The sequence below is a fragment of the Megasphaera hexanoica genome (assembly GCF_043520715.1).
Classification (GTDB): domain Bacteria; phylum Bacillota; class Negativicutes; order Veillonellales; family Megasphaeraceae; genus Megasphaera; species Megasphaera hexanoica.
Genome location: NZ_CP171361.1, coordinates 1,718,976 through 1,732,606, shown reverse-complemented (window position 1 = coordinate 1,732,606; position 13,631 = coordinate 1,718,976). Strand labels below are relative to the sequence as shown.

At 34.8% G+C, this 13,631-nt stretch carries 11 protein-coding genes; 1 reads left to right on the top strand and 10 read right to left on the bottom strand.

What is annotated here, in order from left to right:
- Window positions 1-66 precede the first annotated feature (66 nt).
- Window positions 67-1,503, top strand: a complete 1,437-nt coding sequence (locus ACGTIC_RS08495; protein ID WP_113855949.1) for a flippase — start codon at window positions 67-69, stop codon at window positions 1,501-1,503.
- On the opposite strand, the gene ACGTIC_RS08490 is transcribed toward ACGTIC_RS08495, so the two are convergent.
- The 10 genes from ACGTIC_RS08490 to wbaP all read right to left on the bottom strand — a co-directional run bounded on the left by ACGTIC_RS08490 (window position 1,497) and on the right by wbaP (window position 13,600).
- Window positions 1,497-3,353, bottom strand: coding sequence for a hypothetical protein (locus ACGTIC_RS08490; RefSeq protein WP_162816254.1), 1,857 nt, complete (start codon window positions 3,351-3,353; stop codon window positions 1,497-1,499). The genes ACGTIC_RS08495 and ACGTIC_RS08490 overlap by 7 nt on opposite strands.
- Window positions 3,354-3,482: 129 nt before the next feature.
- Window positions 3,483-4,520, bottom strand: a complete 1,038-nt coding sequence (locus tag ACGTIC_RS08485; protein ID WP_162816255.1) for a hypothetical protein — start codon at window positions 4,518-4,520, stop codon at window positions 3,483-3,485.
- Window positions 4,521-4,539: 19 nt separating this feature from the next.
- On the bottom strand, window positions 4,540-5,670 hold the full coding sequence (locus ACGTIC_RS08480; protein WP_113855952.1) for a glycosyltransferase family 1 protein: 1,131 nt from the start codon (window positions 5,668-5,670) through the stop codon (window positions 4,540-4,542).
- A 5-nt stretch (window positions 5,671-5,675) separates the two neighbouring features.
- Window positions 5,676-6,704 (bottom strand): glycosyltransferase family 2 protein, encoded by a 1,029-nt coding sequence (locus ACGTIC_RS08475; protein WP_394522274.1) that lies wholly within the window; start codon window positions 6,702-6,704, stop codon window positions 5,676-5,678.
- 46 nt (window positions 6,705-6,750) lie between these two features.
- The gene (locus ACGTIC_RS08470) at window positions 6,751-8,130 is read right to left on the bottom strand and encodes a P-loop NTPase fold protein (protein WP_113855954.1); all 1,380 of its coding nucleotides are present in this window, start codon (window positions 8,128-8,130) and stop codon (window positions 6,751-6,753) included.
- A gap of 102 nt (window positions 8,131-8,232) precedes the next feature.
- Window positions 8,233-8,994: a DUF4422 domain-containing protein gene (locus ACGTIC_RS08465; protein ID WP_113855955.1), complete on the bottom strand. Its 762-nt coding sequence runs from the start codon at window positions 8,992-8,994 to the stop codon at window positions 8,233-8,235.
- 126 nt (window positions 8,995-9,120) lie between these two features.
- Window positions 9,121-10,227, bottom strand: a complete 1,107-nt coding sequence (locus ACGTIC_RS08460) for an RES family NAD+ phosphorylase (protein ID WP_113855956.1) — start codon at window positions 10,225-10,227, stop codon at window positions 9,121-9,123.
- A 4-nt stretch (window positions 10,228-10,231) separates the two neighbouring features.
- Window positions 10,232-11,164 carry a sce7725 family protein gene (locus ACGTIC_RS08455; RefSeq protein WP_113855957.1) on the bottom strand — a complete coding sequence of 311 codons (933 nt, stop codon included), beginning with the start codon at window positions 11,162-11,164 and terminating at the stop codon, window positions 10,232-10,234.
- A 1-nt stretch (window position 11,165) separates the two neighbouring features.
- Window positions 11,166-12,011 (bottom strand): sce7726 family protein, encoded by an 846-nt coding sequence (locus tag ACGTIC_RS08450; protein WP_113855958.1) that lies wholly within the window; start codon window positions 12,009-12,011, stop codon window positions 11,166-11,168.
- A gap of 137 nt (window positions 12,012-12,148) precedes the next feature.
- The gene (gene wbaP, locus ACGTIC_RS08445; RefSeq protein WP_257536510.1) at window positions 12,149-13,600 is read right to left on the bottom strand and encodes an undecaprenyl-phosphate galactose phosphotransferase WbaP; all 1,452 of its coding nucleotides are present in this window, start codon (window positions 13,598-13,600) and stop codon (window positions 12,149-12,151) included.
- Between the last annotated feature and the right edge of the window lie 31 nt (window positions 13,601-13,631).

The window sequence follows — 13,631 nt, the reverse complement described above, 5'->3', positions numbered from 1 at the left end:
CTGTCCGATATAAATGTGATATATATAGAAGAGTGTAAAATTCATTAATTCAAGTAGGAGTATTCTATGTCAAATAGTGTTTCAAAAAACTACATCTATAATGTCAGCTATCAGTTGCTCTTATTGATTACCCCCTTTATTACGACGCCATATCTGTCCCGCGTACTGGAGCCGGCTGGTATTGGGACTTATAGTTATACCTATTCCATTGTTTCGTATTTTATCTTATTAGCATCTCTCGGTGTCGCCGATTATGCTCAACGGGAAATTGCCTATCAACAGGATAATCCGCATCTCCAGAGCCGAACTTTCTATGAAGTGAACCTTATCCGCTTCCTGCTGGTCGGCTTAAGTCTTTGCATCTATTACTTCGTTGTTTCCAGCTTTCTTGGAAATCATCTAATTTATTGGTACCAGGCACTGAATATTATTGCCGTCCTTTTTGATATCTCTTGGTTCTTTCAAGGTCTAGAAGAATTCGGCAAAATCGTACTGAGGAATTTTATCATCAAATTTGCCAGTATTATCCTCATTTTCGTTTTGATTCATCAGCCAGAGGACTTAAATAAATATGTCTGCCTTATAGGCATGATGAACGTCCTTTCCGGCCTTTCTATCTGGCTCTATCTTCCCAAATATCTCGTTGTCGTACCACGGCAGGAAATCAAGCCGTTCCGAAACTTCTCTATTATCATCCAAATGTTTTTACCACAAATTGCAATCCAAATTTATACAGTCCTCGACAAGACGATGATCGGCGTCATAACCGGTTCGCCACTAGAAAACGGCTATTACGAACAGGCAGAAAAAGTCGTAAAACTTTCCCTGACCATTGTTACCTCGCTAGGAACCGTTATGTTACCTCGTATTGCATATGCTTATGCACATAAAGACTATGAAACCATTAAAACAAATATGATGCGCTCCTATCGTTTCGTCTGGTTTCTAACTATGCCTATGTTTTTCGGATTTATAGCAATCAGCAACAATTTTGTTCCATGGTTCTTCGGTCCTGGTTACGACAAAGTCGTTCCACTTATGCAAATTCTCAGCGGTCTCGTCATTGCCATTGGACTTAGCAATGTAACTGGAATTCAATATATGCTACCCACAAATCAGCAAAATAAATTGACACTGACCGTCGTCTGCGGTGCAATCGTGAACTTTATTCTTAACTTTTTCTTCATACCCATGATGCAGTCCATCGGGGCCGCTATTGCCTCATTGATTGCAGAAATCACTGTTACAGCCGTACAATTCTATATCGTTCGTAATATATTTTCAATTACCGAAATCGGACGGCTTTCTATTAAATATTTATTTAGCGGTCTCATCATGTTTACAATAATCTGTCCGCTCAGTATTTACCTGAAACCGGGCATTGTCCATACCTTTATAACAATAACAGCAGGATTCCTCATTTACATTGGTATCCTGCTGCTAACAAAAGATTCTATGCTTTATATGTTCATCTCAAAAGTGCAAAGAAAAATTCATCATTGAGATTTAGAATCACACTCCAAGGTTCCATAATAACCAATCAAGGCGCCCAATAAAAGCCAATAAATATAAAGCTGAGTTGAATTTCCTCCAATAAAAGCAACCATCAGACCAAAATAACTAATACCCAAAATTGCAATATGCATATATTCTTGGAGACCAGCCTTTATCCAATAAACTTTCTTCTTAAATAAAAGAAACATGGCATAAAAAGAAGGCATTAAAAATAAAATAAACCCAGGAAGGCCATAACTGGCAAATTGGTGCGTGTAGTCACTAATAATCGGAAAACCAGATTTTAATAGCCCCTTCGTCTTTTGATAAGTAACCCACAAACGTACTTCTCGATTTTTCATTAACCAATTAGGAATATAAGAAACAAAATATGCTTGTTTCAGCTCTTGTCCACCTACTCCAAAGAAAGGATGAGCACGTCCGATTAACGTTTCTACATGCATCATCCCATAACGTTGCTGATTACTCCCTTCTGTTTGAGATGTCATAGCAGTCATCTTATTTTCTAGCGGCTCTGCCTCTCCTTTATCTACCAAACGATTTTGATTCCACTGTAACGTAAATTTTGCTGCACCTTGAGAAGCAAGTCTTATGTCATTTTGAAACGCATTATTGGTTGTCAGTTCCATTACAACATTAGAATATTCTTCTTTACTGATAGGTTCTGGAAGCCTAACTGCAACTTCACAACTTTGACCAGGAAATAAAGTTCTATCTAATGGAACATTTACACGTCCCGATTCGTCTTCCCAATCCTTCGTAAACCAAGCACTTGTAAGATCAATGCCTGTTCGTTTATCCCAAACAATAGGACTCTTATTTGTTATCTTTAGCGTAACAGTATCATTTGATGTAATAGAAATTAAATCATAGTCCACAGCATATCGATGTTGGAAAAGCCAATTCAATCCTATACCAGTACCACATAAAAGGATAATAATCAATAATGGAAAAAAAGATTTCTTTAAAGAAATCTTTTTTCTACGCAAATAGAAAAAAATAATGGCACTTAAAGCTTCAGCCAGTAAAATTCCCATAGCCGTTTTGCTATTTGTTCCCCACATCATAAAAAGTTGCATGGCAAATAAAACTTTCCAGAACCATTTTTTAGTTTTCGCTATACGGATCTGTGCTAAAAGAAACGGAATCGTTACCGTCATATAAAGTGCCATATATGCTGGTTCTGCAAATATGGAACGTACTCGATTCCCACCTAATAATGGTGGCCACCATCCATGTGATATTTCTATGTCATAAATCCAAGAATTGATATGTGCCAAAATTGCCATAGCATCATAACTACCAAAAAGATATAAAAATTCTATGACAGAATATGTTGAACAAATGATAGCACCACTCAAAATCCCATAACGTAATGCTTGAAAAGAAATTTCCCTATTTCGATAAAACAAAGAAATTCCCCATATTACAACACCATAAGTCACAACGTATTCTAAAATATGTGTAAAAATAAGTTTTATCGCCCACCAAGTGTGTCCGATGACCAAGGTATCAAGAAAAATTCCTTTACTAGATAAAATTGAAAGTAAAAAATCCAATTTTTTAAATTGATTAGCTGATATTTCTTGCCAATTAGGAAATATCACTAATCCATGTATCAGTGAGAAAATTTGCCAAACAAGGAGAATGCAAAAAAAAGTACTGCATATTTTAGGAACATACCATTCTCGTTTTTTTACACATTGGTATAAAAAAAGGCATAATCCAATCAGTACAGGAAAAATGCTTAATTTGCTTCCCATACTTCCAAAAAGAGAAATACTCAAAGCCATGTGTCCAGTATGAAATGGTATTAAAAAAACAGCAATACCAAACATTATGTATTCCCAATCATAAAGAGAACGAGTTTTAAAGTTAAATATCACTTTATGCATCACATTTCACCAATTCTATAAAACACAATAATAATTGTCATATCGATACCTTTTATAATCTCACATGTACTATTAAAGACTTAACTGATGTAATACCGATCTTGTAAATCCCCCATCAATAACTGTCTCTTGCAACTGATGAATATTCTTTTTATAAGCTGAATATTTTTTTTCATCAATGGTATCTATTATTTCAGATATCTGCAGAACACTATCCACTACGAACCCAATATTATTATTTTGTATAAACTCTGCAATAGCAGCTTGTCTCCACGTGATGACTGGTATTCCTGACGCAATATAAAGAGATAATTTATGAGGATTGTTATACTTTAAATAGTTACCCATAAATCCTTTACATTCATCTAAAGAATTGCCATCCCAAACAAGTCCAAAACTCCCTTCTAATTTAAAAGGAATTTCATTTGGGCCATAGCTTCCCTGCCAAATAATATTTTTTTTATTTTTTAAAGAAGCTGGCATGCCATTACCATATAAATTCCAGGTTAAATTCTCGCCAGCATGAGATAACAGCGGCAAAAAGCCGCTTTTTTGTAAATTACCGGCAAAAACAATTTCTTTTCCAAAATGAATCCTATTTTGATAATTATTAGGTTTTTGATCAAGAACATAATCAAATAGACCTAATTCAATTACCTTTGCAGTAAGGCCATGCTTGCATAAAATATCTTTCATATAATGATTATGAACAATAACTATTTTAGCTTGATTTAATAATTTTATCTCATCTTCCAAAACAGCATGACCAAAATGTCTCAAAGAATCAATATCATGAACAAAAATAATCACGCTATTATTTAAGATAAAATTGTTCAAAAGATGATTATGTATTCTATTAAAATAAAATGGATATTGTAAAATCACAGTATCAGTAAATATTTTCCGCAATTCGCTAGCACTTTTTAAATTTTGTTTTTGAGTAAAATATTTTATTTTTAATAAGATATTTTTAATTTTATTTGTTCTTGTTGGCATCGCTTCAATATTAAATAAACAATCATAGTTTTCATGTAATATTATTTCAATATCAGCTCTTGCCTTAGACCCTGCATTTTTACTAAAAGCTAAATTTTCACCTACATATTTCATTTTTACATTCTCCGCCATTTCAATTTTTTTCTAAATAAATATCTTCCATCTTTTTAGATATCCCATGTATGTCATATCCTTTTTCTGCAACAACATTAGCAAACTTAGCGCGTTCAGTGCAATGACTCCTTGCAATCTTTTTTGCCCATTCCTCATCGGACTTTTCGAGGGAGATAAAATGTGCCAATTCTGTCAAACCAACTTCTCGTGTAATGGTATCCGAAAAAAAACATGGTAACCCCGCAGCCTGTGCCTCTATTCCAACTACAGGCAACCCTTCAAACCTTGAAGGTAAGAGAAAACAATCCATCGCTTGCATCAAAAACGGTACATCACTCCGCATACCCAAAAATTGCACACAATTCATCAAACCATATTGCTGTACTTTTTGTTTTGCAATTTTATAGTATAATTTATCTCCTACTACATTGCCAATTAATAGTAGTACAGCTTTGGGATTTATTTTGTGGATCTCATAAAAAATCTCAATCAAAAAATTATGATTTTTCTGATAAGTAAATCTACCAACATGACCTATAACAAATTTATCATCAATATCTAATGATTTCCGCAGTTCTTTGCGAACATCTGAATTAAAGCGAAATTTATTACAATCAATCGCATTTGGTATGACTGTAAAAGGAATCTTATCACCAAACATCCATCTTCCAGCTAGTTTGGAACAAGCAAAGTAGTCAGTTGCCCCCCATTTCAATAGTCGCCTATTTATAGTTATTATAATTTTTTTTATAAAGCCAATTTTGTGTTCAAATCCAGAATTATGAGAATGCATAATTCTCATGGGAATTCCAAAAAATCTTGCAATAAAAATAGGGAAAACATACGTAATACTATTAGAATTTAAAACAATAGCCGTATATTCTCCAGCTATATTATGAAGTAATTTAATCCATTGCCAATAATGCCGTATAGGATTTGAATGCCTAGAACGCACACCATAGATTCGACTACCGGCTTGCAAAATTTTATCTTTAAAGACAATTTCATCCTCACTCGTAATATTGACAAAGTCATATACAACTTGACTTTTGTCTAAATAATCGAATTGCTGTATCAGGTAAGTCTCTACGCCGCCAATATTCTTAGTCATGCCAATTTGTAACACTCGAATAGGCATCTTTTTCTTCATTATATTCACCTCTTTAATACAGCAAAAATAAAAGGACAATGTATCCGGACAAAGCTGATTCCATGAATCACGCCATGGATCAATACTTCATATTTCGAACGCAAAATTAAAATCATGATTTTTTGTTTCACGCTGATATCTACAAAATGAACGGATCGATAAATAGCAAATAAATCACTGCTTCGAATGGCTTTAATAAAAGTATTAACGGGCTCGTTATTAGCCGTCTTACGCTGTATAGCAGAATATACAAAACGGGTATACAGCCAAAAAATATCACTCATTGTCTGAGCATCGATGCTTTCTATTGAAGAAAAACTCTGCAGGAATTCTTTGATTTTCATCATATGCAATTCATAATATTCATCATTATTTTTCGTCGATAAGCTGAGACTATTCAGCCGTTTCGCATAATGATAGCCGCAATAGGAACTGCACTGCATCCGTTGTACATACTTAAAATAGCGGATATTAAAATCAAAATCTTCATTAACTCGATACTGGACATTAAATAAAAGACCTTTATCTAAAATAATCGAAGCTCGGTATATCGTATTCCACAGATAGCCAAAAAGCGGAATTAGTTCCATACGAACCATCTGTTGTCGGATAGTATCAGGAGTGTCATAAACCTGCTCAGTTAAACAACATTCTTTTGAATAAGCCTTTTTCCCATCAGAATTAAAGTATTCCTCAATACAACCAAATTTTACGCAATCTATTTGATTATCATTGACATAGGAATACGCAACCGCCAAGAAGTCCTGATCAATGGTATCATCACTATCAACAAAAACTATATATTGGCCTTGAACGTAATCAAAGGCCAAATTACGTGCTGCCGCCGCGCCTCTATTTTGTTTAGCTTGTACTACCTTAACCCGATTATCGTGTTGTGCTATTTTCTCACAAATAAAGTAACTATTATCATCTGATTGATCATCCACTATGATAAGTTCAAAATTTGAATATGATTGATTCAAAATAGATTGAATCGCTATTTCTACATATTTTTTAGAATTATATACAGGCATGACAACTGAAAAAAAGGGCTTAAATTTTCCATGAAAATACCTACTTTTATTTTTTAAAATCAGAAAAATTAGATAACAAAGAGGAAATTTCTAATAATTTATCTCTTACGCCTTGATTAATAATTAATTTCCCAATAATTATTTCATCACTATTTTCACTGCTAAATAATGCGTTATATAACGAGTCTGCTCTTTTTTCTATATCAATAAAGGTTTTACTAGTTTCAGTTCGTAAAAAAGTTTCCTTATCGCCTAATAAAAAATCCACAACTCTATCATACTGAGTCATATTTTTTATTACATTAACAAAAAGCGGGGCTTCTTCTCCGCGAATGAATTTTCCATATAATTCGGGCTGAATAACATTAATACCCAGCATAATAGGAACTACAAAAAATCCACAAAAAGTTAATGCATCTCTTTGATTCATGTCCAATAACATCATATTTGGAATTTTATTAATAGTATCCTTTAGAAGTTGGCTGGCACTGATAAAGCGAATGATGTCACGTAATTCAAAATGAAAAGAACTAATAACCGTACGGATTGCATAATCATAATAATAGTGATCTCCCAATCCAAATTTTTTATAGTAATTATCTAAATTGGCTGGATTTAATTTTATAATTAAATCAAAGAAACGGCCTAAGTACCTGCCAGCATTAAATGCTTCTCCATAAAAATGTCGAACAGTATTAGATAGTTCCTCAAGATTTATAGAAAATACAAATGTAATTTTTTCATCTACAAAATAATGTTTTATACGTTCTAATAATTTAACAGCAAAATCAGGTCGGCATCTATCTAATTCATCAATAATGACAACAAGCCTATTTCCATTTTCATAAATTAAACTGTGTAAAAAAGTTTGAATATCTTCCTGCAAGGTTGCTTTATTTTTTTGTTCATTTAATATATTAGATGTCTTAAATAATTCTGACAACGCAGGTAAAACTGCCCCACTTCCAGGTAAAATTCTATCAATAATTTTTTGTCCAACATCCATTAGCATCTTTTTAGAGTCTATACTTAAAGTATCAAAGTAATCATACGCTTCTGTAATACTGTAAATTAACGATAAAATAGGATCAATATCATTGTCATGCTCCCAGGCATCATAATAAACAGGATACTGTGGTTGTAAATCATCCACTTTGGTTACATTTGACAGTGTTTCTTTTATACTAGTTCTTTTTTCATCATCCATAGAAATGGAATCATTACAGGCATCCAAAGCTAATTTTGCTTGTTTTACAAAGAACGTTTTACCGCTTCCCCATTTTCCATCGATAGCAATTGAGTAAGCATCTTCAACATGATTTAAGAGTTCAAGGAAATAGCCTAATTCTGTATTACGACCAAGAATATTTTCGTTTAGTGTTGCAATAATATTATCATCTGTCGGTAATAATTCTAATTTTCTCATACATGACCTCCCAATTAAAGGAATCAATTTCTACGCAACAATAACTCCGGTCAATATTACAAATTGAATATATTTATAAGTAACAGTTTCAACAACTATTATTTATCTCCCAAAGATTTTTCTTTTCAAAAATGCTCCGCCTTTTTTTATCCAGTCCTGTTTTTCCATAAAGGAAACATTCTGCTCGGCATATTTAATTTGATTATGTTCAAGCCAAATATCTAAAAGCAATTCACTGACAAAGCCATAAATACGGGATTCATATGTATCCCAGCCTGTAATATCTATTCGTTTTTCCAGTTCAAAAAGGATTGCAAACATCCATTGCATATAGTTGTCATAAAGGTCGCGGCGCATAACGAACATATTAAACATATGAGCCCATGTACGATTCATTACTTCTTCAAAAGCAGGGAGATATTCCGGATATGCCTCTTTGATAATTTCTTGAGTTATATCCAGGCCTTCTGGATAATGGGCATGATTATAATGGGAACGGTTTGTTTCAATATAATAGTTTCGTTTATCCGGCACGATGACGGGATGTTGGGCTAATAATGCAGTCCATTCAGGTCCAGTAAGAATCTGCTTCTTTTTACCCTCAATGGAGCGTACTTCTTTACGGGTAAAATAACGGCGGTAATGGACAAGTCCCAGATAGTCAGCATCCAGATTTTTCCAAACCCAGTAGAGTCCAGTGAGTTCACAGAAATGGGGATTTTTCGCGCTAATGTTTTCGCCCGTATTATCCGGTGTATAGCCTATGTCTTTTTTCCCTTCTGCACCAACCTGTACCGGCAAATATACCGGATCTGTTGGCATCCAATATGGTTTATGAGCAGCAACGATAATTGATATATGCATACTTTAGTAACTCACTTTCCGTTTAATTTTCAAATTTTACAATCAAATAATCATACATATTTTTAACTACCAAAAGAATATTTCCTATTCTCTTATGACTTTTTTCGGTAAACAGAATAAAATCTCTCAGGATTTCTTTTTATTAGAATCACCAACAGGTTTATAACAAAATTTTAATTCTTTCACTTGAAATGATTTTACGCTATTGCACACAAAAGTTTTCTCATTAAAAACAGCATAATTCACTCCACCCTGATGCAAGGTACTGGAAAAACAAATACCATCATAACCAAGTCGTTTTGCAAAATCAGCAATGTATTGTGATGGAAGGTAGTCCAGTACACTATCATTTCTTCTCATTGGTTTGGCTATTTCCTGACTGATCTGATGAAGAATTTCAACATTGACAGCGAACCAATCCACTCCAATACCAATTGTAGCAAAAGGGCTCAGTTTGTCGAGCTGTCTAAAATCAACCATATTAACAGTTTTTACAGGTGAAAACTTTGCTACCGTAATTTCATCAAAAGCCCTGGCTCTAATTTCATGAAGCGTTGTTTCTATGGTATCAGCTAAATATAAACACGGAATTCCTTTGGAATTAACTCTTCCCTCTGATGCCTTACTGGCAGGTGGCACCCCCATTTCCTCTTTACGATAAAACCCATCATTACTAATTCTTGAACGATATAATTCAATTTTAGGATTTAGCTTCAAATGTAGAGTTTCACTTTCCAATAATGTTCTTAATACATCTAAATTTAAATGATTATGAAATCTTAACTCATGTTTAAGTGAATTAGAAAAATTCTCCCAAGTTTTTTCTCCTGTAAGGCAGTTATCTTTTAAGAAACTAGAATCACTTAGTTCGCTTAGTCCTACAGGTTCTTGAAATATGGTTTCATTACCACTATATTCACTTTTACATATAGCTAATACAATGTCCCGGATATTAGTTGGACTTATTGAAGGAGAAAAGATTCTCCAATCTGTGTAGAGTCTATTTTCAATTAAATCAAAAGACTGACGTCCATTGTCTTCCAGTTCGTTTTTAGGAGCATATAGACTGAGTATAGATGAAATATTCGCTTCCAAATCATTTACTTGATTCTTATTGGTATCATATACCCAAACATCGCCTCTATTTTGAATATCGCAATGTCCCTTTAAATTTTCAGACTGAATAATGGAGCGAATTTGTAGATCATTAAAACAATCAATACCGATTTGCATTTTATTAAACTCCGTTTAAATAGTGATCCATTAGTTCTAAATGGTGCATAATAGAATATTTTTTTACTGTACCCAACCCAGGATATTTACGTTCTTTTTGTGTTTCTAACAGAGAATTCAATCCTGCAGTATAATATATATTTTCAGGATTTTTTTGGCACCATTCAGCTATTTTATTCACTGCTTCGCCATATTTCCCTGCTGGATCATTAATATCGCTATTTGAATCAGATACAAAATGATGAACTCTCAAGTCATCATTTTTGTCAAAATAAACCACATGAATAGCAACTGCTAAAGGCGCAAAACCAGTTTCATTATATTTATTTCCAATAACAGAATAATCCGAAAATCCAATGAAACCTTCTGATTCAATTCCTACGTGGTCATCTGAGAAAAATTCATCGTCCTTCTTTGCATAATCCGCATTTCTGTCTTTTAAAGGAAAATGATCTTCAAGCAGTATTTTTCCTTTGTGAATTTTTTTCTTGAATTGTCTTTTATCTGGTATAAGTGTAAATTTAGGTTCTGCTTCGTTAGTAAAAATTTCATTAAAAGTCGCATAACAATCCATATCGTTGTTAATAACCATTATGTTATCATGTGAAATATGACATAATTTATTAACAACTTTTTTATTCATTAAATAAGCGTTAATTTGTTTACTTTCAGAAACACTGTTTTTATATTCGTTTTCTATATCCTGACTTTTTTTTATTTGTTCCCAAAAGTTGCCATATTGAGGATTTTGAATAAGAGCATATATTTTGCTTTTTTCCTTAAAAACCTTTAATGTCTTAATCAAAGTAGGCGAAAATCTCACAGGCTCAATGATAGGAACGACTTTATTTGAAAGACAATTCTTTTCTACTAGATCTCGTAGTGCAAGCAATTCAAATTGCCTTCCACGTAAATAAGGATAATATGTTAAACTCATTTTAGCCTCCATAAACTGTTGTTAAAAGTTTCTTAAGTTTTGGCATACGCCGTTCTCCTGTTCTATCTGTATAAACTAGGAAACGTAAAGTTTCAGGTATTTTAACTGCCACATCTCTTTTTTCCATACTTATACGACTTTTTAATTCTCGTAACATTTCTTTTTGAGCAGTTTGTACATCAATTTGAGAAAACAGTGCAAAACATTCTTTATAATAGCAAAAAGCATCACATTCAGGTAATGATTTTCCCGAACGCAAAATAATGGACTCAAATTCTTCTTTTCTCAAAATTTTAAAAATAGTCTCTCTATCAAAAAATTCCTTATCATCGAGTGCTTTCCGTATAGTGCGCAAGGCTCCTCTTCTTGTTAAAACCATGATTCCAACAGAGGGAGGAACTATTTTCTCAACCTTTCCAATATTTTTTTCATGCGTAAGAACAACTACCTGAGAAAAAGCTTTATAGTAATCATTAATTTGTGATGTAAGACGATCAAGGTTATCTAACTCAGTTTTTATTTCATAAACTTTTCCTATTCCATTAATCATTACAAAATCAGCTTTAGACCGCGCAATTGGCAGCTCAGTAAAAGCTACAGTTGTACGAGGATTGTGCTTTTTTAGGAGTATCTTGTTGAACAATGAATTTTTATAATAGTATTCTGTCCGATAAGAATGCGAAATATATAAATAAATACAATCAAATAGTTGAGTATAAGTCATTCCTTTGGGATGCTCCACGTACTTGTTAATTGTTGCTGAGAAAAAACTATCATGTTTATTCAAAATAAGACGTTGAAGCATTGATTTAGAAAAAAATCGTTTAAGTATTTGATCTGATTGCATGCTTCTTCATCTCCGTTCTTTTCTCTACTTAACTAAAATTCAACAAATAAGCTAACTATACGTAGCGAATAATCATTTGACTAAAGTCTAAAATACTACTACAATCACCAAGTTGCTTTACCTGTATTTTTGGATGCCTAATACGCACCCTTGTGTTTCAATACAACGGATATGGTTCTCCAGATGAGTACGATGTCGAACCAGACATTCCAGTTGCGGACGTACCAGGTATCCATCTGGACCCGTTCGTCGTAGGTTGTGTCACTGCGGCCGCTGGTCTGCCACATGCCGGTTACGCCGGGGCGGACCATGTAGAAGTCTTCGATGTATTTGCCGTATTTGGGAACTTCGGCCTGTATGATGGGACGTGGGCCGACGAGGCTCATTTCTCCTTTTAGGACGTTGAATAATTGCGGTAGTTCATCCAGGCTGGTTTTGCGCAGGAATGCACCGCTACGGGTAATCCGGGGGTCGTCTTTGAGTTTGAATTCTTTCTCCCATTCTTTGCGGGCTTCCGGATTTTTGGCCAGGAGTTCTTTGAGCCTGACATCGGCATCGACGCACATGCTTCGGAATTTGTAACAGTTGAATTCCTTTCCATGACGGCCGACGCGGCGGTGCTTGAATATGATAGGGCCGGGCGAGTCTTTGTATATCCATAGGGAAACAGCCAGGAAAACAGGGCTCAGACAGATAATGCCGATACAAGTACAGACTATATCGAACAGGCGCTTGATGATACGGTTGTACCGCCGGGCCATGTTATTGCGGATTTGGAAGGCGACGATGTGTCCATCGATGAGGGTTTCCATATCGAGGGTGGCCAGAGGCATGGTTCCCATATCGGGGATGAAGGCGATGTTTTTGACTTTGGGCTGCAACCGGTAAATGATATCCTGTACTTTATCATTGCTGAGGCCCGGCGCTATGACCAGGACGTGCTGGACGCCTGTCTGGTCGATGACGGCTTCGGCATCGGCAAAGGTCCCCAGATGCGGCATGAGTCTGGCAACGTCTGGTTCCGGCTTATTATCTTCCAGAAAACCGATGAAATCATAGGCAAGACCGGAATCGTCCCTGAAGTATTTCAATACGATGGCAGCCGTCTTTCCTGCCCCCATAATGAGGACCGGGAGCTGCAGCATATGGAGACGGTTCAGTATTTTACGGCTGATGAAACGGAATAATACGAGAAAAAAGAAGGAAAAAATCCATACGAATCCAATAAATAACCGCGATGTATGGGATGCTGTTTCCAGAACATACATGAGAAATATCATCATCCCGACAGCATACAAATCGGCTTTGAAAATACGGGAAATGATGCGCCAGAACTGCATGCGCCGCGTATACAGGGATTGCACCTGCATAAAGAGGATAAAAATAGCTGGCCCAATTACGTGAAAACTGAGCCAGGAAATATGTAAGACTGAATCAGTTATTAGCACATTACGTAATGAATAAGATACGTATTCAGCCAACAAAACTGCCAGATAATCAATAACGCCCCATACCAAAGGCAATATGGCGGTACTGTATTTATTTTTAATAGAAATGGATGTCTTCATGACCCCACCATGGCCGTTCATTCCTGCAACCCCTTTCAAGCATTATAGCATG